The following is a 25,653-nucleotide window of genomic DNA, read 5'->3' as shown; positions in this document are numbered from 1 at the left end:
GGGAATTTCAAATAATAAGGAGTCTGATTATGAAAAGAAGTCATCATTGCGGCGCTTTGACGAACGCACACATCGGTGAAACCGTAACACTGAACGGCTGGGTTCAAACCCGTCGTGACCTTGGAGGCGTCCTGTTCATCGATCTGCGCGACCGCAGCGGCATCGTGCAGGTGGTATTCAACCCGGCATATTCCGGCGAAGCCCTTGCCATTGCGGACAGAGTGCGCAGCGAGTACGTCATTGCCGTATCCGGTAAAGTCGTGAAGCGCGATGCCGAAACGGTAAACCCGAACCTGCCTACAGGTGAAATCGAAGTGCAAGTGACCGAAATCGAAGTGCTGAATGCGGCCAAAACACCTCCGTTCTTCATCGAAGACGGCGTTGAAGTCGATGAGTCTCTTCGTTTGAAATATCGTTATTTGGACCTGCGCCGCCCGGAAATGTTCGATACGCTGAAGCTGCGTTCCAAAGCAGCCAAAGTATTCCGCGACTTCCTGGATGGCGAAGAGTTCATCGAAGTGGAAACGCCGATCCTGACCAAGAGCTCGCCGGAAGGCGCGCGTGACTATCTCGTGCCGAGCCGCGTGCATGAAGGCGAATTTTTCGCCCTGCCTCAGTCCCCGCAAATTTACAAGCAGTTGCTGATGGTCGGTGGACTGGAGCGTTACTATCAGATCGCCCGCTGCTTCCGTGACGAGGATCTGCGTGCTGACCGCCAGCCGGAGTTCACGCAAGTCGACATTGAAACGTCCTTCATGCAACAGGATGACCTGCTGCCGATGATGGAACAATTGATGGCGAAATTGCTGCGCGAGACGAAAGGCATTGAGCTCGAACTGCCATTCCAACGCATTACTTATGCGGATGCCATGGGCAAATACGGCTCCGACAAGCCAGATCTGCGCTTCGGCATGGAATTGATCGAAGTGAACGACATCGTTGCGACCAGCGGCGTCAAAGTCTTTGCTTCCGTCATCGAAAAAGGCGGCGAAGTGAAAGTGCTGAACGCGAAAGGCTGCGGCACATGGAGCCGGAAGGAAATCGACGACCTCGGACCGTTCGCTGCACGTTATGGCGCCAAAGGTCTGGCTTGGATTCAAGTGAAAGACGGCGAATTCAAAGGGCCAATCGTGAAGTTCTTCACGCCGGAAGAGATCGAAGCGCTCAAAGAACGTACTGGAGCCGAAGAAGGGGACTTGCTGCTCTTCTCTGCCGACAACAAAAAAGTCGTTGCCGACGTGCTCGGCAACCTGCGTCTCAAAATCGGCCGCCAGCTTGGCCTGATCGATGACAGCAAATTCAAATTCGCTTGGGTTGTGGACTTCCCACTGCTCGGTTATGATGAAGAAGCAAAACGTTATGTAGCTGAACACCATCCGTTCACACGTCCGAAAGACGAGGATCTGCACCTGTTCGACAGCAATCCGGGCGAGATCCGTGCCCAAGCGTATGACCTCGTATTGAACGGTTACGAAGTCGGCGGTGGTTCGATGCGTATTTACAAACGCGACGTACAGGAAAAAATGTTCGACGCACTGGGCCTTTCCCCGGAAGTGGCGAAAGAAAAATTCGGTTACTTGCTTGAAGCATTCGAATACGGAACACCACCACACGGCGGGATCGCCTTTGGTTTCGACCGTCTCGTCATGCTGCTGGCTGGACGCACCAACCTGCGCGAAACGATTGCGTTCCCGAAAACGGCAAGTGCAACGGACCTGCTCATGAACGCTCCATCCGAAGTAGATCTGGATCAACTGGAACAGCTGCATATCCGCGTAGCCCGCAAACCGGTGGCGGAAAAGAAATAAAGGAGGCATCTGATTCTCAATGCTCCATCAATTTTCAAGAACAGAGCTCGCAATCGGACCTGAAGGTCTTGAAACGATGAAAAACAGCACCGTTGCGGTGCTCGGCATTGGCGGCGTCGGCTCCATCGCGGTGGAGGCCCTCGCCCGTACCGGCGTTGGTCGTATCATCCTGATCGACAAGGATGTCGTGGACATCACCAACATCAACCGTCAGATCCATGCCTTGACCACGACCGTGGGCCAAAAAAAGGCAGACCTGATGGTGGAACGGGTCAAGCTGATCAATCCCGAGTGCGAAGCGATCGCGCTGAACATGTTCTATACCGAAGAGACGTATGAAGAATTGTTCAAATACGAGCTGGATTACGTGGTGGATGCTTCGGATACGATCATTTACAAAATCCATCTCATCAAGGAGTGCCTGAAGCGCGGCATTCCGATCATTTCCAGCATGGGTGCGGCCAACAAAATGGACCCGACGAAATTCCAGGTGGCGGACATTTCCAAAACGTCCATGGACCCGATCGCCCGCGTCGTGCGCACGAAGCTGCGCAAAGACGGCATCAAAAAAGGCGTGAAGGTGGTATTCTCCACCGAGGAGCCGATGAAACCTCGCGCGGACGTTACGGAGAAGATCGTTCCCGAGAACGCTCCGGAAATCCGCAAAGCCAAGCAGCCGCCGGCAAGCAACGCCTACGTCCCTCCGGTGGTCGGACTGATCATGGTCAGCGTCGTGGTCAAAGAGCTGCTTGAAATCGCCGAGAAAAAGAAGAAAAATTAAGCTTTTCATAAAAAGCGCAGGTGCCGTTACGGTGCCTGCCTTTTTTGTGAAATTCGACTGCAATCCGCGATGTATCACCCATGTTCGCAATCCCGAAAAACCTTCCAAGCGTCAAGCGTACGTCATGTACTTCAACAACAAAAGCGTGTATGATATGGGGTGCTGCGCGTCATGCTGAATACATAGGGAACTGCAGCGTCAGAGAGGGGAATAGAAATCAGATGAAACAAGGATGGATGACCAGACGCCTCGGATTGGAGCCGGGGAACCAGTGGAAAAAGGAACTGATCGCAGGAGCGATTTCCTATTTTGCCGTGGTATACATCGTCATGGTCAATGCTACAATTTTGGCGGATGCCGGCATGCCGCTGCAGGCGGCGATGGTTGGCACGCTGCTGACGTCCATCGCAGGCTGCCTGCTCATGGCGTTCTGGGGCAAATCCCCGATCGTGGTTGTGCCGGGCATGGGGATCAACGCGTTTTTTACATATACCTTGGTGCATTCCATGAAGCTGAGCTGGCAGGAGGCACTGGCCGTCGTCACCGTTACGGGCATTCTGTTTGCGGTCGTTGCTTTTACATCGTTATATAAAATGGTCAGCGAAGCCATACCCAAAAACTTGCAGCATGGCATTACCGTAGGCATCGGGTTGTTTTTGACCTTTATCGGCCTGCAAAAAAGCGGGATCGTGATCGCGCACCAGACGACGTTTGTGACGATCGGGCATTTCGGCGAACCGGGGGTCATCACCGCTTGCGTCACGCTGGTCATCGCGCTGATATTATTCATTCGCAACGTGCCCGGCGGCCTGCTGATCAGCATATTGGCGGGAACGGCGTTGGCCTATGTGCTTGGAGCCGTGCAGCCGGGAGAGCCGGTGTCAGCCGGAGCAGCGATCCGCCAATACGGCGGCCTGTTCGCCCAGCTGTCGTTCGATCATTTGGCGCAGCTCGCCTTTTGGATCGCGGTTTTCCTGTTGTTGTTGATCGTTGTATTCGAAAATATCGGCCTGATCACTGCGCAGACGCAGTTGATCGGCCGTCCGGAACGGTTCAAAGGCAGTTTGCGTGCCCTGTCCGTAACCAATGTGTTTGCAGGCATCTTCGGCAGCAGCCCGGCTGTGGCAGCCGCGGAAACGACGGCAGGCATCGCCGCAGGCGGGCGTTCGGGCCTTACGCCGCTCGTGACGGCCGTGCTGTTCGGCGCGACCTTTTTCTTCATTCCGCTGCTCGGTTATATTCCGGACAGCGCGATTGCACCTATTTTGATCATCATCGGGGGCTTGATGGTTCAGGACGTAAGGCAGATGGATTTTCGCGATTTTACCGAAGCTTTCCCGGCATTTCTGATCATGGTCATGATTCCTTTTACGTACAGCATCGTGGACGGCATGGCGTTTGGATTCATCGCTTATCCGCTCGCAAAGCTGGCTGCAGGACAAGGAAAAAACGTTCCGGGGGTCATGTACGGCATCTCCATTCTGTTCTTGGCCAATTTCATTTTGCACGGCATTTTGTAGTCTAAAAGACATCATCAAGCAAATCCGAATCCGAGAAACGAAATGGGGCGTTCAGTCGTATGATTGAGGTGTGAATGAAGGGTAAGGAGGAGGACCATGCAAGATACGGAGCAAAAGAAGCAAACAGAACCTAAATTGGGGAAAAAGGGATTCAAGGATTTCGCAAAACTGATCGCCTCGACTCAGCCGCCGAAGCTGATTCTCATCGTGGCCCTGATCCTCACGCTGATTCAGACGACGGCCGGATTGATCGTGCCGCTCATGACCAAAGGGCTGATTGACGGACTGACGATGTCTGCATTGAATAAATCCGTCATCATCATGCTCATTGCCGCTTTTGTCATTCAGGCGATCGCAGCGGGAATCAGCATTTATTTGCTGAACTATGCGGGACAACGGGTCGTCGCAACGCTCCGCACCAAGTTGTGGAACAAGGTGTTATCGCTGCCGATGCCGTATTTCGACCGCAACCGCACAGGGGATACGATGAGCCGCATTACCAACGATACGAGTCAAATTATGACGCTGATCGCCGATTACCTCGTTTCGTTCATATCAAACATCGTGGCGGTGGTCGGCGGCGTGGCTCTCCTGTTTTACCTGGATTGGGTCATGTCGTTGATCATTCTAAGCCTCGTTCCGCTAACATTGCTGATCCTGCTGCCCGTTGGCCGGAAAATGTACCAGATTTCGAAGAAACAGCAGGATGAGATGGCGGGTTTTACGTCGGTGCTGAGTCAGGTCATCGGTGAAATCCGTCTCGTAAAAGCATACGGTACCGAAAAGCAAGAAAGCGACGCGGGCAGCTCCAGAATCGGTAAAATGTTTGCTTTTGGTCTGCAGGAGGCGAGGATACTGGCGCTGATCGGACCGCTGTTCACGTTTGTCATGACCGCGGTGCTGGTCGTCATTCTCGGCGTAGGAGGCATGCGCGTGGCATCGGGCCTGCTGTCGGCCGGGGAGCTGGTAGCATTCATTCTGCTGTTGTTCCAAGTCATCATGCCGATGGGGCAATTCACGACGCTATATTCTCGTTTGCAAAAGGTGGTAGGAGCCACCGAGCGCATCCAGGCCATACTGGCCCACGAGGAGGAGCCGCGCGATCAGACCGAAGAGGCTCCCAAAGGCAATGAAAACATTGCGTTCAACAACGTGCGCTTCTCGTACGTGACCGGAGAAGAAGTGCTGCACGGCATCGATTTGATGCTGCCTGCACGCAAAGTGACCGCGATCGTGGGGCCGAGCGGCAGCGGCAAATCGACCATTTTTTCTTTGCTGGAGCAGTTTTATCGCCCCGAGGCAGGCAGCATCACCTACGGCGGGAAATCAATAACGGCGTATTCGTTATCTTCGTGGCGCAGCAAAATCGGTTATGTCTCACAGGAAAGTCCGCTCATGGCTGGCACGGTGAAGGACAACATCACCTACGGCTTGGGACGTGAAACCAGTGTGGAGGAGATCCGGCGGGCGGCCGAGATGGCCTATGCCAAGGAGTTTATCGAGAAGCTGCCGCAAGGATACGACACCGAGGTAGGGGAACGCGGCATCAAGCTGTCGGGGGGACAACGCCAGCGAATCGCCATTGCGCGCGCTTTGCTGCGCAGCCCTGACGTGCTGCTGCTGGACGAAGCAACCTCAAGCCTGGACAGCACATCGGAGCATGAGGTGCAGCAAGCTTTGTCCAACCTGATGCAGGGTCGAACGACGGTGGTCATCGCGCATCGGTTGTCCACCGTGGTGGACTCGGACCAAATCGTTGTGCTGGAGCACGGCCATGTGACCGGAACGGGCACGCATGCGGAGCTGCTTGGCAGTCACGAGGTGTACCGCGAGCTGGCGCAAAAACAGTTCGTGTCGCAAACGGAAGAGGCCGGCGATGCGACATCGTAAAGTATATTGGGGATTCATGCGGTGCCCGAATCATGCCTGTCAAGGCTTGAAGAGGGTGTCGTATTTTTTTGCGTCAAATTCCTCTTATGGACAGAAATTGAGGCGTGCTTTTAGATTGCCGGCTTCCTTTAAATCGCAAGGATATATAGCTTTCGCGCTGTCAATGTGATATAGTAAATATCCTTTTGTGTCGTCCGTAAACGGCTATGCAAAATAACATATTCTTAGGAGGTAACTGAAACATGTCAGAAAGCTTTCAAAGTGCCTATCAAGAAGAAGAAAACAGGTTGAAGCGAACGATGGAAGAAGTGGACCGCCAGTTGGAACGGTTGAGAAACATTCCGGTCTATACCGGCCACGATTTCACGGAGCAAGTGCTGGAGGCGGGACGTGAGGAACGCCGCAGCAATTTGGCCAAGAGCGCGCAGCAACCCTATTTCGGGCGTCTTGATTTTGAAGAACAGGGCAGCGATGAACGAAAGCCGCTGTATATCGGCAAAATCGGGGTGGACCGCGAAGAGGTGGGTGAGCATCCGCTCGTGATCGATTGGCGCGCACCCGTTGCCAGCCTGTTTTACTCGTTTACCGGCGGAGAAGCCATGGCGACGTATGAAGCGCCGGAAGGGCTTGTCGAAGGGCTCGTTTACCTGAAACGGAACGTAGTTATTCGCCAGCGCATTTTGGAACGGGTGGCGGATACATATAACCGCGAAGGCGATCAGCCGGCGGTTTCGGATGAATTTTTGGTATATCGGCTCGGCGAAAACAAGGACAACAAGCTCCGGGATATCGTATCGACCATCCAGGCGGAGCAGGACCAGATCATTCGCGCCGCCAAAAACACCGCATTGATCATCCAGGGCGTGGCAGGCTCGGGAAAAACGACCGTGGCCCTGCATAGGCTCGCCTTTTTGCTGTATCAGTATAAGGAGCAGGTATCGGCAGAAAAAATGGTCATTTTTGCGCCCAACCATATGTTTCTCGATTATATCTCGGACGTCCTGCCAGAATTGGGCGTGGGCGATATCCAGCAAAGCACGTTCCCGGATTGGGCGGTGAACCTGCTGGGACTGGAGCTGCCGCTGGCAGACTCGCAGGAAACCTTGCAGGCGTGGTTCGAAACGCCGGATGCCAAGCCGGAGCTGAACGATGACGTGCCTGGGAGGTACAAGGGTTCGATCCGTTTCATGGAGCTACTGCGCGAGTGGCTGACCGGCATGGAGGCCAGTGCGGTACCGGATCTGGATTTCAGTCCGTGGGACGGAGCCGTGCTCGCGAAAAAGGAAATCGATGGCTGGTTCAGCGACGAATACAAGCATTACCCGCTGGCTAAACGCAAGGAACGGGTGATGGCGCGGATTCATCGCTGGATCGAAATGGAACTCAAGAAAACCTCCTCCGAATCACTGCGTAAGGAGCGCAAAAAGAAGGCGGCCACCCGCGAGAAGGCATATGCCAAAAAGTGGGCGGAGTATGAACCGCTGACGCTGTACAAACAGCTGTTCAAGGCATCCAAAGGCGGAACCGTGCCAGAAGGGATCATGGCGCGCATTCCGAAGAACGTGCTTAAACAGACGGCGGCCGACCTGAAACAAAACGTGATTCGCGAAGAGGACCTGCCCGCGCTCGTGTATATCCACACATTAGTTCACGATATTGACGGCGCTGCGCGGTTCGATCATGTGGTCATCGACGAAGCGCAGGATTTCTCCCCGTTCCATGTGGCCTTGCTGGATTTGTACGTCAAAGGACATTCGTTTACCATTTTGGGTGACCTCTCCCAAGGGATTCACGAATACCGCGGCGTCCATGCTTGGAATGAGATGAGCTCGCTGTTTGCCGAGGAACATAATGCCTATTTCGCCCTGACTCGAAGTTATCGCTCGACGATGGAGATCATTGACTATGCAAACACGATTCTCGAGCAGGGGGTTCGAAGTGGTATTACGGCCATCCCGGTCTTCCGGAGCGGTGACCCGGTGCGTGTGTTACCGTACGAACAGACGGGAAGGACCGCGAGTTTGGAACGTGCATTGAAATGGCTCACAAGCAAAGACTACCGCACGGTTTCGATTCTGACTCGGACGCTGCATGAAGCGATTGAACTGCATCGCGAGCTGGAGCAGGCAGGATGGGAGCTTAACCTCATCGACGGGGGCGAAAAGCAGTATGCTGGCGGCCATTCGGTTCTGCCGGTCTATCTTTCCAAAGGGTTGGAGTTCGATGCGGCCATCGTGGCCGACGTGGACGGAGCGCACTACTTGCCAAATGCGGGTGACGCCAAGCTGTTATACGTCGGCTGCACGCGGGCGCTGCATGAACTGTGGCTGTTCCATGACGGAGCGCTGCCCGAATATGCTGCGGCAACGCAAAATCCGGAAGGTGATGTGGTCAGCGTACAAGGGTGGCCTGACGATTCGATATAACGATAAGATAAATAGTAAAGCATGGTGCCGGGGGCGCCATGCTTTTTCTGTATGTTTATGGCAAGGGTGATGTACTACACGGAACAGGTTGTTTTTGGCTTGCAAATGAATACGAGGTCGACATTCCGTGTTTTCTCTTTTCTATCCTTTGGATGGCCGAGGCGAGATGAATTTCGATGGGATCTTCTTGTCAGAAGCGCTTCCTTTGCGGTTAACCAAATAAATGCCGATGCAGACGCAAGCGGCTCCAACGCCCATAACCCATTGCACCCGTTCTCCAAGCAGGACCCAGCTGCAAGCAACACCGAATAACGGCGCGAGGAACAGAAACGAGCTGGTGCGTGCAGGGTCGCTATTGTGCAGCAAATAGAACCAGAGCGAAAACTGCACCATCGAGCAGGCCAGCACCAGCCATATCAGTACTATAATCGAGGTTGCGTTTAGCGCAAACGCGGGTTGCTCGGTAAATGCGCTCAGCATCAGTAAGACGATACCGCCCGCAAGCATTTGATAGGAAGTGAGTACGTAGGTATTCTGTTCGCTTCCCCAACGTTTGACCAGTATGGTGGAAATGGCGAAAAAGACGGCTCCCGCCAATCCGATCAGCGTTCCCGGGCTAAAGCTGAGTTGAAAGCCAAAACCGATGGCAACACCCGCGATGCCAAGGAGTACGCCGCTCCACTGACTGAGCCGGTATGATACGCCATCCAGCAATGTGCTAAACAGAATGAACAGCAGCGGGCTCGTAAACGTGATGATCGCGGATTCCCCCGAAGTGAGCCAGTTCATGCTGTAATAGGCACAGCCCATGACCCCTGCGGATTGAAACAAGCCGATAATGGATGTTTGCATCCACTGCTTCCAGCCTTTTGGTAATGGTCGCTTTCTGACGATCCACGCCAGCAAAGCGCCTGCCATCACATAACGAAGTCCCATCAGCAGAAAAGGAGGGGCGTACGCCATGCCGATTTTGCCGACGGGGAACGACGTGCCCATAATCAGCGTTGTGAGCAAAATCAAAACAACGTACTTTAATGGTTTTATTCCTTTGGCTCGATCGTTAACATTTCCTTTAACTTGTTCACCAATGCTCATAACGTTTGACCCGCGTCGACCGTGATGAGCTGTCCGGTCATGGACGGCTGCTCCAGCGCGGCAACGATCATATGGGCAATATCCTCAGGAGAGGATATGCGCTGCAATAACAGTTGTCCGCCCAACTGTTCCATACGTGCCTCGTTGCCTGCCCACCAACGCGTGGAAACCGCTCCAGGAACGATGGCGTTAACCCGGATGTGGGGAGACAGTGCATGGGCAAGAGAGCGGGTCAACCCATGCACGGCGGCTTTGGATGCCGCGTAAGGGACGGAGGAGCCTGATCCGGTCATGCCGGCAATGCTGCCAAGGTTGACGATCGCGCCATGTCCGGCCCGCTGCATGCCTTTGGAGACAGCCCTTGCGCAATAAAACATGCCTTTGACATTGACGTTATAAAGCGTGTCCCATGCGTCATCGTCGACGGCATCCAGATCTTGCAGCGGAATATGTCTCGTGATGCCCGCATTGTTAACCAGTGCCGTTATGGGGCCATGTTCATGCTCAATGCCGGCAACCATCTGACGTACTGCCTGATCATCGGCGATGTCGGCTTGCACGGCAAAAGCGCGTCCGCCGGTGTCCCGTATCTGCTGCACGGTCGCCTCGGCTTCCAGCCGGGAACGCGAATAATTGACTGCTACGGTTGCCCCGTGCCGGGACAGCAGCACGCTGGCGGCTCTGCCGATTCCTGTGCCGCCGCCAGTTACGATCGCTACGGTTTGTTCGGATATTTTCATGGTTACACTCCTCTTGATGAATTGGATTCAGTGATGTTAGCAAACCGGCTTGCCTGTTACACTGATTGTAGCGCCGAGCGAGCATGCTGTATAATGATTGTTAATGAACCAGAAATCATTTTGAGTGATATCAAAAACGGGATCAAGGTAGTATCGGAAGGGGAGGTTGCCATGGAAAGCGGAGATTTGCGCATATTTCAATGCGTTGCACAGGAGGGAAACGTGACCAGGGCAGCGGCAAGGTTAGGGTATGTTCAGTCCAATGTGACCGCAAGAATCCGGCATTTGGAGAACGAATTGGGAACGTCTCTCTTTATTCGGCATAACCGGGGCATGACGCTGTCTCCGGCCGGGGAGCTTCTATTGACTTACGCGGACAAAGTCGTAGGGTTGCTTGAAGAAGCAACGAAGGCGCTTCAAGCCACCGGGACGCCGTCCGGACCGCTGCGCATCGGTTCGACGCAGACTGCGGCTGCGGTGCGTTTACCCGAGCTTTTTTCGCTGTATTACAAGAGCCATCCGCAAGTATCGTTGTCTCTGACGACCGGCAACTCTCAGGTATTGATCGATCAGGTCGTTGGCTACGAACTGGAGGGGGCGTTCATCGGCTGTGCTTGCGATCATCCCGATTTGCGCGCGATTCCGGTATTTAACGAGCGAGTGTTTATCGTATCGTCCGGCATGAATGCCGATCAGGAAGAGTTGTACGCCAAGCCGATTCTGGTCTATAGCCGCGGGTGCTCCTATCGCGAAATATTGGAAAACTGGCTGAGGGAAAGTGGTGTTCACCGCCCAGCGATCATGGAGTTCGGCACGTTGGAGGCCATTATTAGCGGAGTGGCTTCAGGTATGGGGATTTCCCTCCTGCCCGAGATTGTCGTGCGGCAGCAGATTGCCGGCGGCATGCTTCGCAAGCATTCGCTCCCTGCAGGAAAGGATCATATGACGACGTATTTCATTACGCGCAAGGATGCGTTCATCAGCAGCGCCATGCGGGCGTTTATCGATTTGATCGCGCAGGAATATGGTATGATAGAGAGCAGGCCAATCAGTTAAGGAAGTGAATAATGATGGATTTGTTTTCGTTTCAACAGGATGCGGAGCCGAAGGCGAGACTGCTAGCCGATCGGATGCGTCCGGAGAAGCTTGAAGAATATATCGGGCAAGAGCATATCATCGGGCCGGGCAAGCTGCTTCGCCGCGCCATCGAGGCCGACCAGATTTCATCCATACTGCTGTATGGTCCTCCAGGATGCGGCAAAACCACGTTGGCGCATATCATATCCAAGCACACGCAGGGCAATTTCGTTCGGCTGAACGCGGTGGATGCGTCCGTGAAGGACGTACGTGAAGTGATCGAGCAAGCCCAGACGAACAAGCAGCTGTACGGCACCAAAACGATTCTGTTTCTGGACGAGGTGCACCGCTTCAACAGCTCGCGGCAGGATGCGCTGCTGCCTGCGGTGGAACAGGGCACCATTATTTTTATCGGGGCGACGACGGAGAATCCGTTTCATTACGTGAACGGGGCCTTGATGAGCCGCTCAACGCTGTTTCAACTGGAGCCGCTGAACAAGGAGCACTCGCTGATTGCCATGCGTCGTGCCCTGCAAGATGCGGACAAGGGCCTCGGTTTCATGGAGCTGAAGGCGGACGAAGAGGCGCTATCGCATATCGCGACGATGGCCAACGGGGACATTCGGCGCGCGCTGAATGCCCTGGAACTGGCCGCACTGACCACGCCGCCGGAAACGGACGGTTCCATCCATATTACGCTCGCGGTTGCGGAAGAATCCATTCGCCGTCCCATCGTGCGCGCGGACGAGTCGACGCAATACGACGTGTTGTCGGCGTTTCACAAAAGCATTCGCGGTTCCAGCGATGCCGCCCTGTTCTGGTTTCTGTACGCGGTGGAAAAGCTGGGCATGGACCCGATGGTGTTTATTCGCCGTTTGATCGCGGCGAGCAGCGAGGATATCGGCCTTGCCAATCCGCAGGCCATGACGCAGGCCATCGGCGCGCTGGACGCGTATCGCAACAACGGCTGGCCGGAGGCCAAACTCAACATTGCGCAGGCGATCCTGTTTGCGGTGGAAAGTCCGAAATCGAATGCCGTGTATACGGCCATTTCCAAAGCGATGGAAGCGATCGAGGAAGTGAAGTCGGCGGAGGTGCCGCTGCATCTTCGTGATACCCATTACGCGGGAGCGGCCAAGCTTGGGCACGAAGGGTATCTATACCCACACAACTATCCGGGACATTACGTGAAGCAGGAGTATTTGCCGAAACAGCTGTCGCGACGCATTTTCTATGAGGCGACCGAGCAGGGGAACGAATCCAAGATTCGCCTCAACCAGCAGCGTCGGAGAGGGTAACGGATATGAATGTCTACGTGTCTGGTTACCTTAAGGAATGAGTAGAATGTAATATGTGGTTTGTGCACGATAAGCTGCTTTCAGTATTCTCTGAAGGCGGCTTTTTTCTTTTTCTGCAAAGCTCGTGCTGCTTTATTTCATAGTTGCATAATAAGCTAGAAAGAGCTGTGGATTAACATCGTCGGTTTCGAAGTATAATGATGATTCGCTGATCAGGTTAGAGGATTTTTAACAGCAGGCTTGATCTGACCCCAAAATAGTTAGAGTATTCTTGTAATTCCAAATTATTGATTTGATTGAATTGAGATAGTAATATAGTAAATTGATGTAATAGAACTTGAATCCGACTTTAGGGGGGCACTTTCATGAGCGAAACTGGCATAGCGGGAGAACGTGTTCTTCATCATTCACTGGGATTGACCGATGAAGAGGCTATTGACATGTATAAAACGATGGTAATGGCACGGAAATTTGATGAACGCAATTTGCTGCTTCAGCGCGCAGGTAAAATTAATTTTCATGTTTCAGGCATTGGACAAGAAGTGGCACAGGTCGCTGCTGCATATGCCCTCAACAAGTCGACGGATTACTTCCTCCCTTACTATCGCGATTATGGCCTCGTCCTAGCGCTAGGCATGAGCATCAAAGAATTGATGCTGTCCGTATTTGCCAAAGCGGAAGACCCCAATAGCGGAGGCCGTCAAATGCCTGGCCACTTTGGATATAAAAAGCTTCGGATCGTAACTGGTTCCAGTCCGGTTACTACGCAAGTGCCCCATGCCGTTGGCATAGCGCTGGCGGCAAAAATGAAAAATGAGAAGTTAGTGAGTTTTGTAACCTTTGGGGAAGGATCCAGCAATCAAGGAGATTTTCACGAAGGCTGCAATTTTGCGGGGGTTCACAAACTTCCGGTCATTTTGATGTGTGAGAATAATCAGTATGCGATTTCCGTGCCGATCCATAAGCAGCTTGGTGGACGGGTTGTTGACCGTGCGCGAGGCTATGGGATTGCAGGTGTACGAGTGGATGGGAACAACGTATTTGAGGTTTACAAAGCCGTAAAGGAAGCTCGGGAGAGAGCGATTCGCGGGGAAGGGCCAACGCTCATTGAAGCCATGTTATACCGACTTTCGCCGCACTCCACTGCCGATAATGATTTATTGTACAGGACGAAGGACGAAGTAGAGGAGAACCGGGCTAAGGACGGAATTCCCAAGTACCAACAATATTTGATCGATTGCGGAATATGGAGTGCCGCTCATGAGGAAGAACTGCAATCTCAGCTCAAAAAACAAATCGATGATGCGATAAACTATGCGGATAAGGCCCCGTTGCCAACGCCGGAGTCTTCGTTGGACCATGTATATGCAGAATGAATTAGAGGGGGAGTAGGGTCAATGGCAATCATGAATTATGTATCGGCGATCCGCCTTGGGATGCAGGAAGAATTGGCGAGGGATGAGAACGTTTTTGTATTGGGCGAAGATGTCGGAGTCAAGGGGGGAGTCTATACAACGACAAAAGGGCTGATCGACATGTTTGGCGAAGAACGAGTTTTGGACACGCCGCTTGCCGAATCGGCGATTGCCGGGGTAGCGATCGGTGCTGCCATGTATGGAATGAAGCCGATCGCCGAAATGCAGTATTCCGATTTCATGTTTCCGGCAACGAACCAGATTATCAGCGAAGCAGCCAAAATCCGCTATCGTTCCAACAATGATTGGAGTTGTCCGCTTGTGATTCGTGCTCCCATCGGAGCCGGAGTCTTCGGTGGACTCTATCATTCCCAATGTGCAGAATCGGTGTTTTTCGGAACCCCGGGCCTTAAAATCGTAGCCCCTTATAGACCTTACGATGCAAAAGGTTTGCTGAAAGCCGCAGTCAGAGATCCCGATCCCGTACTGTACTTCGAGCACAAGAAATGCTTCATGCTGGTGAAGGGTGAAGTGCCGGAAGACGACTATACGGTACCCATCGGCAAATCCAATGTGCTTCGCGAGGGGACCGATATAACTGTAATAAGTTACAGCATGCCGCTTATGTTTATAGAACATGCTGCAGAAGAACTTGAAGAAGAAGGGATTTCTGCACATGTGCTCGATTTACGAACACTCCAACCTTTAGATAAAGAAGGGATATTGGAGGCTGTCCGGAAAACGGGAAAGGTGCTGATTGTTCATGAAGACAACAAAACAGGAGGTATTGGGGCAGAGGTATCGGCCATCATTGCCGAAGAACTGCTTTTCGATTTGGACGCACCCATCATGCGGCTGTGCGGCCCGGATACTCCAGCCACGACGTTCCATGCGCCGGGAGAAAAATACTTCCTGTTGAATAAAGATAAAGTAAAAGAGGCCATGAAGAACCTGGCGTTATTTTGATCCGCATTTGCCAGCGTGAGAAATTCAGCTTCCGACCGCCTTTTCCCTTGTACCTGCGGGACCCCATGGTTTAAATCTCGATAATCCACTATCATTAGGGAGAAGGAAAAAGTATAACGTCTGGAGATGTCTTGCGTCATGAAGGAACTTGTTTATGTTGGGCTTGGCGGCATTGCGGGCACGTTGACCCGTTACGGCGTCCAGCTGTGGATACCGCAGGACAATGGGGGGTTCCCTTGGGGGGTGCTGCTGATCAACGCAGTGGGCAGCCTGTTTCTGGGGTGGTTTTTCACGGTAGCCGTACCTCACAAAATTTCTGCTGAGCTGCGCCTGGCCATCGGCACGGGGTTTACCGGCGCGTTCACGACCTTTTCAACCTTTGCGCTCGATATGGTGCGATTGGCGGAAGGCGGACATTGGATAAGTGCGGCTGCGTATGTATTCACTAGCATCGCGGCAGGGCTCTTGCTTTGCTCGGTCGGTATCCGCTGGGGAGAGCAAATGTTGAGAAGGGATGGAAGGGGCGGTGCGCAGGCATGATCATCTGGATCGGTGCAGCAGGCATGATGGGTTCGATCCTGCGGTACTCGCTGGGACGATGGGTGTCTGCCCGGTTAGGCACGTCGTTTCCATGGGGAACATGGCTGATCAACATCAGCGGTTCGCTGCTGCTTGGAATGCTTTATGGCTGGCACGCGTCTGCAGCCATTTCCGATATGCTGTGGGTCATCGTAGGTACAGGATTTTGCGGTGCATACACGACCTTCTCCACATTTGGTTATGAGACCATGGGTCTAATAAGCCGGAAACGGTATGGTAGAGCAGCCCTTTACGTCGTCAGTTCGGTCATCGTGGGCATGTTGGCCTCATTTTGCGGCACGTGGATCACTGCATAAACCGGGTATTCGGATTTTTTTGCAGGGAAAAGAAGGAAAAAAGCCATCCTCCATGGTATACATGATAGGGATGGCTTTTATTGGCTTTTATGCTTGTGTAGAAAGCTCCATACATACAGGTATGGAATTCGTGGACTGATCAGCCCAAAGCCGGCACAGGCACTTTTTGCACCTGGTCGATTGTTCCGCCTCCAAGGCAGACGTCGCCATCATAGAACACGACCGCCTGTCCAGGCGTAATGGCTTTTTGTTGTTGGTCGAATTGCACGTCCACGCTTCCGTCCGCATTCCAGGTGAGCGTAACGCCTTGGTCTGGTTGACGGTAACGGAACTTCGCCGTACAACGGAAAGACCCGCTCGGAATGTGCTCTGAACCGGCAATCCAATTCACGCCGGTTGCGGTCAATCCCGTGGAATAAAGACTTGCATGAGAATCGCCCTGCACAACCAGCAGCTGGTTGCGTTCCAGATCTTTATCGGCAACGAACCATGGTTCCCCATTGCCCGATCCGCCGATGCCAAGACCTTGGCGCTGACCCAGCGTATAATACATCAGTCCGTCATGGCGACCTTTGACTTCGCCGGTCACGATATCGATCATGTCCCCGCCTTTGGCAGGCAGGTAGTTGCTCAGGAATTCTTTAAAGTTGCGTTCGCCAATGAAGCAGACACCAGTGCTGTCCTTTTTCTTAGCGGTATACAGCCCGGCGGCCTCAGCGATTTTGCGAACCTCCGGCTTCGGCAGATGACCGATCGGGAACATGGCTTTGGACAACTGATTTTGGTTCAGCGCGTTCAGGAAATAGGTCTGATCCTTGTTGCTGTCCACACCGCGAAGCAGCTTGTAAGCGCCATTCTCTTCAACAAGGCGCGCATAGTGGCCGGTAGCGACGTAATCTGCGCCAAGATCAAGAGCCTTGTTCAGGAATTCGCCGAATTTGATTTCGCGGTTGCACATGACATCCGGATTCGGAGTCCGGCCGGACTTATATTCATCGAGGAAATAGGTAAATACTTTATCGAAATACTCTTTCTCGAAGTTGACAGTGTAGTAGGGAATGCCGATCTGCTCGCACACCCGGCGCACGTCCTCTGAATCTTCTTCAGCGGTACAATGGCCGAATTCGTCCGTATCGTCCCAGTTTTTCATGAAAATGCCGATGACATCGTAACCTTGCTCTTTCAGCAGCAGTGCGGTTACGGAAGAGTCGACACCTCCGGACATGCCAACGACGACCCGTGTATTTTCTTTTGTTTTGGACATCGTCATCACCACTTCTATATATAAATGTGTTGAACCGCGTCGGTAGACGCTTTTCTTATTCTAGCATAACCGGACCCAACTTACGATACACCCGGGGAACTTTGGATACTGTCCACTCCAGGCGCACAGATTAATTGCCATCCATGTTTCCTTTGGGCATGCAGTTATGTTAACATTAGGCGAGGGTTATGATCGGAATACGGAGGTTTAAGGAACATGGGCCGTTTTTTCATATCCCGCTGTGGCGAATCAGTGACGGGAAATCATGGCCACATGTGCTGAGCGAACAAACACTAAACAGGTTTTCTGAAAATTGAAAGAGGTGACTCCTTTGAAAATATCGACAAAAGGCCGTTATGGCCTTACCATCATGATGGAGCTGGCTGCCAGAACCGGCGAAGGCCCGACTTCCCTGAAGAGCATTGCGGAGCGCAATCAGCTCTCGGAGCATTATTTGGAGCAATTGATCGCTCCCCTGCGCAATGCAGGACTTGTTAAAAGCATTCGCGGAGCGTACGGCGGCTATATTCTGGCCGGCGATCCGGCCAGCGTGACTGCAGGTGACGTCATTCGTGTGTTGGAAGGCCCGATCTCCCCGGTGGACTTCACCGAGGAAGACGATCCGGCCAAGCGGGACCTGTGGCTGCGTATCCGCGACAGCATTGCCGAGGTGCTGGATTCGACGACGCTGCAAGACCTGATCTCGTATCAGGACCAGGAGCAGAAGGACAGCTACATGTTTTACATTTAATTTTCAGGTATGGGATTTAATAAATCCTTGATGCAAGGGTTTGGCTTCATTACTGTGGCCAAACTTTCAGTTAAATGATTAACATTTTGATCGAGGCTGCGACACGCACACACGGAAAAAACATTAAAGCCCCCAATTTGGGGGCTTTCGCGTGCAAATGGCATTTTTATAAGGCTTGTTGGTTGAGCTAAGTCGAAATACTAACAACATATGCAACAATGGCTGTTAACGGTCTATGTATGAAAAACGCAAATCTCGGCCTGGAATTTTAAGCCCGGCTATTGGACTAGCGATTTTTGAGGGTTTCGATGTCAGCCTCCATTCGCAGCTGGCGGCGATTCAAAATATCAATGCTGTGTTGATGGGTATTCAATTCGGCCGTAACCTTGCGTTCGAAGCTTGCCTGGTTTTCTTCCAGGCGTTTGGTGATTTCAAGGGTTTCCAGCACCGCTTGCTTGAGCAGCGGAATATCTTTGGTCTGCTGTTCGATGGTATCCAATCTGCCTTCAATATGATCGAAACGACCATCCATGCTATCCAGGCGCCCATTCATGCCATCCAGATGTCCATCCATGTTGTCCAAACGCTGATCTATATGATCAAAACGTTTGTTCATCTGCTGCAGCTGGACCAAAATTTGTTCAAGTACGGCATCGCTCATAACACTCTTCCTCCTTATCAAATGTAGTGATTCCATTATACTTGAAGTTGCATTACAAAAACATTCGATTTGATTTCCAATTCCATTATAGCGATTACGAGGTGAAAGATTAACATGAATAGAATTTATTTGGACCATGCTGCATCCACGCCTGTGCATCCACAGGTCGCACAAACGATGATGGATATCATGACCGGGCAATTCGGCAATGCCTCAAGCATCCATGCCTTCGGTCGAGAAGCGAAACGAACCGTCAATGGAGCCAGGGATGCCATCGCTGCCTTGCTTGGCTGTTTCCCTGACGAATTGGTATTTACCAGCGGAGGCACGGAAAGCGATAATTTGGCGATCTTCGGCGCAGTCGCGGCCCGGAAAGACAAAGGGCGGCATATCATTACGTCGGCCGTCGAACACCACGCGGTGCTGCATACTTGCGAGGAACTGGAGCGCCAAGGTTATGACGTGACTTATTTGGGCGTGGACGAGCATGGAAGAATCCGCATGGAGGAATTGCGGCAGGCCATTCGTCCGGATACCGTGCTGATCACGATCATGTACGCTAATAATGAAGTCGGCACGCTCCAGCCGATTCGGGAGATCGGTGAACTTGCCCGCGAACGCGGCATTCTGTTTCACACGGATGCGGTACAGGCGCTGGGGACGCAGCATATTTCCTGCAAAGACATGCCTGTCGACATGATCAGCTTGTCCGCGCACAAAATTAACGGTCCGCAGGGCGTCGGTGCGCTGTACGTGCGCAGGGGCACGATGCTGGAAGCAAGGGCGCATGGAGGGCTGCAGGAACGTCAGCGGCGTGCGGGAACCGAAAATATGGCGGGTATTGCCGGTTTTGCCGAAGCGCTCAAAATAGCCGTGTCGCAGGCAGAAAAACGCTATGAGCATGATCTTCTTTTACGCTCCCTGTTGTTGGAACAGTTGGAGAAGCATGTTGGCGCCGAGCATTTTCATGTGAACGGCCACCCCGATTATACACTTCCGCATATCCTTAACGTCAGCTTCCCGGAAGTGTCGACAGAAACGATGCTCATGAACCTGGACATGGAAGGCATTGCGGTGGCGAGTGGGTCGGCATGCACCTCGGGGTCGCTTGAAGTGTCCCATGTACTCAAAGCGATGAACCTTCCGGAAGCTTTATTGCACTCCGCGATTCGTTTTAGCTGGGGGTTGGGTAATACTACGGAAGAAATGATAAAAACGGGCGAAAAAATTGGAACCATTCTTTTGCGACTTCGTAATAGACTTTGAGGGTCTCTTTATCTGCGGAACAGAAGGAGGGGAGGAGTTCCAATTTATCGGTTGAATGGAGCGGTCTGGGGCGACGGTGAATGGTTTTTCGTTCATTCGGGGAATACCTAAATTCAATGATGCCGCGTCTGTTTCACGATAAGATGATGAGGAGGACACTGCGATGAAGCTTCAGGAAATGATCGGTCTTGCCGTTTTTGATGTGGAAGGCGGAAAACAGGTCGGGAAAATCCAGGATTTCATTGTGAGCGACGATTGGAAAATTGAAGGCATTGAACTTGAAAGCAAAGGCCTGTTTACCAGTCATGTCAAAATCGTGCAGTGGCAAGATATCGTTGCCTACGGCGAAGATGCCGTCATGATCCGTAATCAACAGGCTGTCCGCAAGACGGGAGCCGACAACATAAAACATACGTACCTCCTCGGTCAGTCCAAATTAAAAGAGATGTCGGTGTTGACCGGCGACGGTTTGCTGCTTGGACGCGTCTCTGATGTTTATTTTGACCAGGAGTTGGGAAATACAATAAAAGGGATCGAAATTACGGACGGTTTTGTGTCCGACTTGATCGAAGGCCGCAAATGGCTGCCATGTACAAGTGATATGTCCATTGGAGAGAGTGCTGTAATGGTGCCCCCGCTGAGTGAACAGCGCTTGGAAAATGCCATTCATTCTGTGAACGGATAGGTGAATGAATATGAAATGTCCAAACTGTAGTTCCAAAGATATCGGTAAAATCGGCTCCCATCAGTTTTATTGCTGGGGATGCTTTATTGAATTGAACGTCAACGGCGACAAGATGTCCGTATATCAAGTGGAGGAGGACGGTACGCTTAGCTCGCTGGACGATTTGTTTTTTGGCGAAGAGCTGCCGCAGGATTTTCCCCATTTGCACGCTTCTTCTTAATTGCAAACAAAACTTCGTTTACATGCGGTTTTGTGACAATGTCAGGCGCCGGGCACCAAGGTGCAGCCTGCAAGGGTTACATTACGATATGCATTCGATCGAAAGGCTTGTACTCGCGTATCGCATTACTTTATCGTATGCAGAGGCGAAGTGCAAGATGCATCGGTTACGTCTCCTTTATAGTAAAGGAGGCGTCTTTTTCATGTTCTCCCAAAAACGCAGCGCGCTATCGGACCTGCTTCGAGATGGCAGAAGATCTTTCGGCCAAAGGCAGCTTCCCAAAAACTGAAACAATTAATAAATACTCCTGCTCCTACATATACTGACTTTCAGAGCCAGTCCAAAGAGGAGTGAGGCACTGTGGAGCAATTAACCAAAAACAAGCTGTTCCGTTATGCCATCTGGCTGCTGCTTGGCTTGATCATTTTGTATTTTATCTGGCTGCTGCGGCCATTGCTGCTGCATATATATGGATTTCTGAAAACCGTGCTGGCGCCGTTTGTCATTGCGCTCATCATTTCGTATGTGCTTAACCCGATCGTCAGCATGCTGGGCGGGCGCAAAGTGCCGCGTTCCATCGCGGTACTGTTGATCTATGCGTTTTTCCTGACTTGTATCGGAGTCATCCTGGTTAACGTGATCCCGGTGCTGATGGAGCAGTTGGAGGAACTGAACGAACACATGCCCGAATTGTCGATGCGCGCCCAGAGTCTGATGAATAACATGGACAACAAACTGATGCCGCCGAGCGTTCGTTCAGGCATGAACAGCTGGTTTTATCAAATGGAGGATCGGCTTAGCCAAGGAATTACGGTGTTGATGGACAATATCGGGGCGACGATTAACGTGTTGTTCAACATTTTTATCGTGCCGTTCCTCATTTTTTACATGCTCAAAGATTTTGAGGTGTTTGAACGGACCGTCGTGGCTTATCTTCCGCGTTCCCGGAGAAAAGCAATCGTTACGGTCATGAAAGAAATCGATGCTGCGCTTGGCAACTACATTCGCGGCCAGTTCATCGTCTGTGTGATCGTAGGCATTTTCGCGTATATCGGATATATCATCATTGATATGCCTTATGCCCTGCTGCTGGCGAGCATTGTGGCGGTGTTCAACATCGTGCCTTATCTTGGTCCCTTCCTTGGCGCGGCCCCGGCTGTGGTGATGGCATCGACGGTATCGTTTAAAATGATGATGCTGGTTGTCGTCGTGAACATGCTGTGCCAGGTGCTGGAAAGCAACATTATCTCTCCGCAGGTGGTTGGGCGAACGCTTCATCTGCATCCGCTTTCGATTATTTTTGCCCTGCTTGTCGGCGGGGAAATTGCGGGCATCTTCGGCCTAATTTTGGCCGTCCCTGTATTTGCGGTGTTAAAAGTCATTGTCCAGCATTTTTTCGCATACTATATTAAGCGAAGAACGGACTGATACAAGCTGTGATGGACGGCTGCTGCCTTCATTTGACAGGCATTGACGTTGCCGATATAATGAAAAAAGTATGTTTGTATAATGAAATCGATGATGAAATGAAGTACGCCGGGCGTTCCTTTCTCAGAGAAGAGACCCCTTCGGTAGCAGGGTTATTCTGCTGCTGATGGCTGGAAGGGTCTTGAAAGTTGAAGCGGCGGAAAGCTGATTTCGGAGTGCAGGACAACCCTGCCGGGAGCGACCGTTACTCGCGTCAACAAGGCGATTGCTTGCACGTTCCCTCCGTTACGGATGGATTGAACGCAGGCAATAACCAGGGTGGTACCGCGATAACATCGTCCCTGAATACTCAGGGGCGTTTTTTGTTGTTGTATCGGAACAAACCGGGCGATTCCGCACCGGACCAACATATCTTTTTCAAATGGGGGCAGCCAGTATGAAAGCCAGTGAAATCCGGTCCAAATGGATAGAGTTTTTTGCAAGCAAAGGTCACAAAATCGAGCCGAGCGCCTCGCTCGTGCCGCACAACGATCCTTCCCTGCTGTGGATCAATGCAGGTATGGCACCGCTCAAGCCGTATTTTGACGGCCGCGAGAAACCGGAGAACCCGCGCCTCGCGAATTCCCAGAAATGCATCCGTACCAACGATATCGAAAACGTCGGCAAAACTCGCCGTCACCATACGTTTTTCGAAATGCTGGGCAACTTCTCGATCGGAGACTATTTCAAGGAAGAGACCATCACATGGGCATGGGAATTCCTGACAAGCAAGGAGTGGATCGGTTTCGATCCGGAGCGCCTGTCCGTGACGGTATATCCCGAAGACGAAGAAGCATTCAAACTGTGGAACGAAAAAATCGGCATTCCTGCCGAGCGCATCATCAAGCTGGAGGACAACTTCTGGGATATCGGCGAAGGCCCGTGCGGACCATGTACCGAAATTTTCTATGATCGCGGCGAAGCTTACGGCAGCGACATGAACGATCCCGAAATGTACCCGGGCGGGGAAAACGAACGTTACCTGGAAGTGTGGAACCTCGTGTTCTCCCAGTTCAACCACAACAAGGATGGCAGCTATACGCCGCTTCCGAACAAAAACATCGATACCGGTGCAGGCCTGGAGCGCTTTGCGTCCATTCTGCAAAACGTGGATTCCAACTTCGATACCGACCTGTTCCAGCCGATGATCCAAAGAACGGCTGCGCTCGCCGGCGTGAAGTACAATGACAGCGTCGAAACGGACGTTGCGCTGAAAGTCATTGCCGACCATATCCGCACCGTTGCTTTTGCCGTGGGTGACGGAGTTCTGCCAAGCAATGAAGGCCGCGGTTACGTCATTCGCCGTCTGCTGCGCCGCGCGGTACGTTACGGCAAAGTGATCGGCCTGGACCGCCCGTTCCTGTATGAACTTACAACAACGGTAGGCGAAGTGATGGGCGTATACTATCCGGAAGTGGTCGACAAGCAGGAATTCATCGCCAAAGTGATCAAAACGGAAGAAGAACGTTTCCATGAAACGCTCAGCGACGGGCTGGCGATCCTGGCTGACATCAGCAGCACAGCCAAAGCGGAGGGACGCACCGTCATCAGTGGTCCGGAAGCGTTCAAGCTGTACGATACGTACGGTTTCCCGTTTGACCTCACCGAGGATTATGCGCTGGAACACGGCATGACCGTGGACCGCGAAGGTTTTGACGCCTCCATGCAGGAACAGCGCGACCGCGCGCGCGCAGGGCGCCAGGAAAGCGAGAGCATGAAGGTACAAGGCGGCGCACTTGCCGACCTGGAGGTTAAAAGCGAATTTGTTGGGTATACTGAGCTGTTGACGGAATCGAAAGTGCTTGCCATCGTTGCAGGCGATGCGCTTGTCGATTCGGCAAGCGAAGGACAGATCTGCCAAGTCATCTTGGACAAAACCCCGTTCTATGCAGAGAGCGGCGGCCAGGTCAGCGACCAGGGACTGCTGCGCGGAGCAAACTTTACCGCGAAAGTCCAAGGGTTGTTCAAAGCACCGCTGGGGCAGCATGTGCACGTCGTGAACGTGGAAGCCGGCGAACTTCGCGTAGGCGATGTCATCAAGGCGGAAGTGGATGCTTCCAAACGCGGTGATATCATCAAAAACCATACGGCAACCCATTTGTTGCACAAAGCGCTCAAAGATGTGCTGGGCTCCCATGTCAACCAGGCTGGATCCCTTGTTGAACCGCAGCGCCTGCGCTTCGACTTCTCTCATTTCGGCAGCATTACGGCAGAAGAATTGACGGAAATCGAACGCCAGGTGAATGAGCAAATCTGGAATCATCTGAACGTGGACATCGAGCTGAAACCGATCGATGAAGCCAAAGCGATGGGTGCAATGGCCTTGTTCGGCGAAAAATACGGAGATATCGTTCGCGTCGTTCAGATCGGAGACTACAGCTTGGAACTTTGCGGCGGCTGCCACGTAAACAATACGTCGGAGATCGGTTTGTTCAAACTGGTGAGCGAAAGCGGAATCGGATCAGGCGTGCGCCGGATCGAAGCCGTTACGGGCCGTGGCGCATATATGTATATGGAGAGCCAGTTGGATCTGCTCAAACAGTCGGCAGCTTTGCTTAAAGCCAATGTAGCTGACGTCCCTAAACGCATCGAGGGCTTGAATCACCAATTGAAAGAAGCGGCAAGAGAGAACGAATCGCTGCAAGGCAAGCTGAGTGCCATGGAAGCCGGCCAATTGACGGATCAGGTCGTTCAAGCAGGCAATACGCAAGTGCTCGCCGCCCGCGTTGATGCACCAAGCATGGATGCACTGCGTACGATTGCGGACGAGTTGAAAGTGAAGCTGCCTGAAGCTGTGTTAGTACTGGGTGCGGCTGTAGACGGCAAAGTCAATTTCGTTGTTGCCGTGCCGGCCGAGCAAGTGAAACAAGGCCTGCATGCAGGAAAAATCGTCAAGGAAGTTGCCGCGGTATGCGGCGGCGGCGGCGGCGGCCGTCCGGACATGGCGCAAGCCGGAGGTAAGGATGCATCCAAGCTGGATGAAGCGCTCAAATTGGCTGTTTCGCTCGTTAGCAAATAACAGACAAGCAAAAAACATATTTGTCGGGTCCTTTATTTACTTGTAGGAGTCAGAATATGTTATTATAGAAGCAGTAATCAATTCGGCAGAACATGGTCCCCATGTTCATGCAGAAGTGAGGTGTCATCAATGGACTCCATGGATAAGACGGTTAAATTCAACGTGAAGGGTGATGAGCAGGAAGCTTCCTCCAAAGAGATTCTGCTCACGGTGTATGATGCCCTGGTGGATAAGGAGTACAATCCGATCAACCAGATCGTCGGGTACCTCATTTCGGGTGACCCCGCCTACATCCCTCGTCACAATAATGCGCGCAGTCTGGTCCGAAAAAAAGAGCGCGATGAGCTCATTGAAGAGCTTGTTCGTTCTTATCTGGCCAATCACCGGTAAAGGATATCGCTCTTTCTG

Annotated in this window: 23 protein-coding genes; 19 read left to right on the top strand and 4 right to left on the bottom strand. The window is 52.4% G+C overall.

The annotated features are described in order from the left end of the window. The first annotated feature begins 29 nt into the window (after positions 1-29). The 5 genes from aspS to MKY59_RS24500 all read left to right on the top strand — a co-directional run bounded on the left by aspS (position 30) and on the right by MKY59_RS24500 (position 8,425). Positions 30-1,808 carry an aspartate--tRNA ligase gene (gene aspS / locus MKY59_RS24520; protein ID WP_236415446.1) on the top strand — a complete coding sequence of 593 codons (1,779 nt, stop codon included), beginning with the start codon at positions 30-32 and terminating at the stop codon, positions 1,806-1,808. A gap of 19 nt (positions 1,809-1,827) precedes the next feature. Then, positions 1,828-2,589, top strand: coding sequence for a tRNA threonylcarbamoyladenosine dehydratase (locus tag MKY59_RS24515; protein ID WP_236415448.1), 762 nt, complete (start codon positions 1,828-1,830; stop codon positions 2,587-2,589). A gap of 221 nt (positions 2,590-2,810) precedes the next feature. Next, positions 2,811-4,109, top strand: coding sequence for an NCS2 family permease (locus MKY59_RS24510; protein WP_236415450.1), 1,299 nt, complete (start codon positions 2,811-2,813; stop codon positions 4,107-4,109). Between the two features lie 96 nt (positions 4,110-4,205). Next, complete coding sequence (locus MKY59_RS24505; protein WP_339274256.1) at positions 4,206-5,999, top strand: ABC transporter ATP-binding protein; 1,794 nt, start codon at positions 4,206-4,208, stop codon at positions 5,997-5,999. Between the two features lie 242 nt (positions 6,000-6,241). Next, positions 6,242-8,425, top strand: a complete 2,184-nt coding sequence (locus MKY59_RS24500; protein ID WP_339274254.1) for a UvrD-helicase domain-containing protein — start codon at positions 6,242-6,244, stop codon at positions 8,423-8,425. Between the two features lie 141 nt (positions 8,426-8,566). On the opposite strand, the gene MKY59_RS24495 is transcribed toward MKY59_RS24500, so the two are convergent. Continuing rightward, positions 8,567-9,520: a DMT family transporter gene (locus MKY59_RS24495; RefSeq protein WP_339274252.1), complete on the bottom strand. Its 954-nt coding sequence runs from the start codon at positions 9,518-9,520 to the stop codon at positions 8,567-8,569. Next, entirely contained in the window at positions 9,517-10,260 is a 744-nt protein-coding gene (locus tag MKY59_RS24490; protein ID WP_339274249.1) for an SDR family oxidoreductase, read from the bottom strand. The genes MKY59_RS24495 and MKY59_RS24490 overlap by 4 nt, the downstream gene beginning before the upstream one ends. A gap of 171 nt (positions 10,261-10,431) precedes the next feature. Between MKY59_RS24490 and MKY59_RS24485 the strand changes: the two genes are divergently transcribed. From MKY59_RS24485 to crcB (MKY59_RS24460), 6 genes are all read left to right on the top strand, one after another. Continuing rightward, positions 10,432-11,316: a LysR family transcriptional regulator gene (locus MKY59_RS24485; RefSeq protein WP_339278469.1), complete on the top strand. Its 885-nt coding sequence runs from the start codon at positions 10,432-10,434 to the stop codon at positions 11,314-11,316. 14 nt (positions 11,317-11,330) lie between these two features. Continuing rightward, positions 11,331-12,635 carry a replication-associated recombination protein A gene (locus MKY59_RS24480; protein WP_236415825.1) on the top strand — a complete coding sequence of 435 codons (1,305 nt, stop codon included), beginning with the start codon at positions 11,331-11,333 and terminating at the stop codon, positions 12,633-12,635. A gap of 365 nt (positions 12,636-13,000) precedes the next feature. After that, on the top strand, positions 13,001-14,011 hold the full coding sequence (locus tag MKY59_RS24475) for a thiamine pyrophosphate-dependent dehydrogenase E1 component subunit alpha (protein WP_339274247.1): 1,011 nt from the start codon (positions 13,001-13,003) through the stop codon (positions 14,009-14,011). Between the two features lie 21 nt (positions 14,012-14,032). Next, a complete protein-coding gene (locus MKY59_RS24470; RefSeq protein ID WP_236415461.1) occupies positions 14,033-15,016 on the top strand; it encodes an alpha-ketoacid dehydrogenase subunit beta in 984 nt (327 codons plus the stop codon). A gap of 138 nt (positions 15,017-15,154) precedes the next feature. Further along, a complete protein-coding gene (crcB, locus tag MKY59_RS24465; RefSeq protein ID WP_236415462.1) occupies positions 15,155-15,556 on the top strand; it encodes a fluoride efflux transporter CrcB in 402 nt (133 codons plus the stop codon). Further along, entirely contained in the window at positions 15,553-15,912 is a 360-nt protein-coding gene (gene crcB / locus MKY59_RS24460; RefSeq protein WP_339274245.1) for a fluoride efflux transporter CrcB, read from the top strand. Before crcB (MKY59_RS24465) ends, crcB (MKY59_RS24460) begins: the two co-directional genes overlap by 4 nt. Before the next feature lie 139 nt (positions 15,913-16,051). On the opposite strand, the gene mnmA is transcribed toward crcB (MKY59_RS24460), so the two are convergent. Continuing rightward, the gene (mnmA, locus tag MKY59_RS24455) at positions 16,052-17,182 is read right to left on the bottom strand and encodes a tRNA 2-thiouridine(34) synthase MnmA (RefSeq protein ID WP_290371445.1); all 1,131 of its coding nucleotides are present in this window, start codon (positions 17,180-17,182) and stop codon (positions 16,052-16,054) included. Between the two features lie 325 nt (positions 17,183-17,507). Between mnmA and MKY59_RS24450 the strand changes: the two genes are divergently transcribed. Beyond that, positions 17,508-17,927, top strand: a complete 420-nt coding sequence (locus MKY59_RS24450) for an Rrf2 family transcriptional regulator (protein WP_236415465.1) — start codon at positions 17,508-17,510, stop codon at positions 17,925-17,927. Positions 17,928-18,213: 286 nt separating this feature from the next. Here the strand turns inward: MKY59_RS24450 and MKY59_RS24445 are convergent, their stop codons facing one another. Continuing rightward, on the bottom strand, positions 18,214-18,588 hold the full coding sequence (locus MKY59_RS24445) for a hypothetical protein (RefSeq protein WP_339274242.1): 375 nt from the start codon (positions 18,586-18,588) through the stop codon (positions 18,214-18,216). Positions 18,589-18,702: 114 nt separating this feature from the next. On the opposite strand from MKY59_RS24445, the gene MKY59_RS24440 reads away from it, so the two are divergent. From MKY59_RS24440 to MKY59_RS24410, 7 genes are all read left to right on the top strand, one after another. Further along, positions 18,703-19,854, top strand: a complete 1,152-nt coding sequence (locus MKY59_RS24440; RefSeq protein ID WP_236415468.1) for a cysteine desulfurase family protein — start codon at positions 18,703-18,705, stop codon at positions 19,852-19,854. A 163-nt stretch (positions 19,855-20,017) separates the two neighbouring features. After that, positions 20,018-20,539, top strand: coding sequence for a PRC-barrel domain-containing protein (locus tag MKY59_RS24435; protein ID WP_236415470.1), 522 nt, complete (start codon positions 20,018-20,020; stop codon positions 20,537-20,539). 10 nt (positions 20,540-20,549) lie between these two features. Then, positions 20,550-20,759, top strand: a complete 210-nt coding sequence (locus tag MKY59_RS24430) for a hypothetical protein (protein ID WP_236415471.1) — start codon at positions 20,550-20,552, stop codon at positions 20,757-20,759. A gap of 360 nt (positions 20,760-21,119) precedes the next feature. Beyond that, positions 21,120-22,187: an AI-2E family transporter gene (locus MKY59_RS24425; protein ID WP_236415472.1), complete on the top strand. Its 1,068-nt coding sequence runs from the start codon at positions 21,120-21,122 to the stop codon at positions 22,185-22,187. Between the two features lie 188 nt (positions 22,188-22,375). Next, positions 22,376-22,627, top strand: coding sequence for a hypothetical protein (locus MKY59_RS24420; protein ID WP_339274240.1), 252 nt, complete (start codon positions 22,376-22,378; stop codon positions 22,625-22,627). Next, entirely contained in the window at positions 22,624-25,245 is a 2,622-nt protein-coding gene (gene alaS / locus MKY59_RS24415; RefSeq protein ID WP_339274239.1) for an alanine--tRNA ligase, read from the top strand. The genes MKY59_RS24420 and alaS overlap by 4 nt, the downstream gene beginning before the upstream one ends. Before the next feature lie 129 nt (positions 25,246-25,374). Beyond that, the gene (locus MKY59_RS24410; RefSeq protein ID WP_036616950.1) at positions 25,375-25,635 is read left to right on the top strand and encodes an IreB family regulatory phosphoprotein; all 261 of its coding nucleotides are present in this window, start codon (positions 25,375-25,377) and stop codon (positions 25,633-25,635) included. The last annotated feature ends 18 nt before the right edge of the window (positions 25,636-25,653 follow it).

It is taken from the genome of Paenibacillus sp. FSL W8-0426, from assembly GCF_037969725.1.
Lineage (GTDB): Bacteria > Bacillota > Bacilli > Paenibacillales > Paenibacillaceae > Paenibacillus > Paenibacillus hubeiensis.
This window is presented reverse-complemented; position numbering and strand designations above follow the sequence as displayed.

Excerpts from the sequence above, each read along its gene's own strand:
- aspS (WP_236415446.1), top strand. The coding sequence starts at position 30 with ATGAAAAGAAGTCATCATTGCGGCGCTTTGACGAACGCACACATCGGT.
- MKY59_RS24515 (WP_236415448.1), top strand. The coding sequence starts at position 1,828 with ATGCTCCATCAATTTTCAAGAACAGAGCTCGCAATCGGACCTGAAGGT.
- MKY59_RS24510 (WP_236415450.1), top strand. The coding sequence starts at position 2,811 with ATGAAACAAGGATGGATGACCAGACGCCTCGGATTGGAGCCGGGGAAC.
- MKY59_RS24505 (WP_339274256.1), top strand. The coding sequence starts at position 4,206 with ATGCAAGATACGGAGCAAAAGAAGCAAACAGAACCTAAATTGGGGAAA.
- MKY59_RS24500 (WP_339274254.1), top strand. The coding sequence starts at position 6,242 with ATGTCAGAAAGCTTTCAAAGTGCCTATCAAGAAGAAGAAAACAGGTTG.
- MKY59_RS24495 (WP_339274252.1), bottom strand. The coding sequence starts at position 9,520 with ATGAGCATTGGTGAACAAGTTAAAGGAAATGTTAACGATCGAGCCAAA.
- MKY59_RS24490 (WP_339274249.1), bottom strand. The coding sequence starts at position 10,260 with ATGAAAATATCCGAACAAACCGTAGCGATCGTAACTGGCGGCGGCACA.
- MKY59_RS24485 (WP_339278469.1), top strand. The coding sequence starts at position 10,432 with ATGGAAAGCGGAGATTTGCGCATATTTCAATGCGTTGCACAGGAGGGA.
- MKY59_RS24480 (WP_236415825.1), top strand. The coding sequence starts at position 11,331 with ATGGATTTGTTTTCGTTTCAACAGGATGCGGAGCCGAAGGCGAGACTG.
- MKY59_RS24475 (WP_339274247.1), top strand. The coding sequence starts at position 13,001 with ATGAGCGAAACTGGCATAGCGGGAGAACGTGTTCTTCATCATTCACTG.
- MKY59_RS24470 (WP_236415461.1), top strand. The coding sequence starts at position 14,033 with ATGGCAATCATGAATTATGTATCGGCGATCCGCCTTGGGATGCAGGAA.
- crcB (WP_236415462.1), top strand. The coding sequence starts at position 15,155 with ATGAAGGAACTTGTTTATGTTGGGCTTGGCGGCATTGCGGGCACGTTG.
- crcB (WP_339274245.1), top strand. The coding sequence starts at position 15,553 with ATGATCATCTGGATCGGTGCAGCAGGCATGATGGGTTCGATCCTGCGG.
- mnmA (WP_290371445.1), bottom strand. The coding sequence starts at position 17,182 with ATGACGATGTCCAAAACAAAAGAAAATACACGGGTCGTCGTTGGCATG.
- MKY59_RS24445 (WP_339274242.1), bottom strand. The coding sequence starts at position 18,588 with ATGAGCGATGCCGTACTTGAACAAATTTTGGTCCAGCTGCAGCAGATG.
- MKY59_RS24440 (WP_236415468.1), top strand. The coding sequence starts at position 18,703 with ATGAATAGAATTTATTTGGACCATGCTGCATCCACGCCTGTGCATCCA.
- MKY59_RS24435 (WP_236415470.1), top strand. The coding sequence starts at position 20,018 with ATGAAGCTTCAGGAAATGATCGGTCTTGCCGTTTTTGATGTGGAAGGC.
- MKY59_RS24430 (WP_236415471.1), top strand. The coding sequence starts at position 20,550 with ATGAAATGTCCAAACTGTAGTTCCAAAGATATCGGTAAAATCGGCTCC.
- alaS (WP_339274239.1), top strand. The coding sequence starts at position 22,624 with ATGAAAGCCAGTGAAATCCGGTCCAAATGGATAGAGTTTTTTGCAAGC.
- MKY59_RS24410 (WP_036616950.1), top strand. The coding sequence starts at position 25,375 with ATGGACTCCATGGATAAGACGGTTAAATTCAACGTGAAGGGTGATGAG.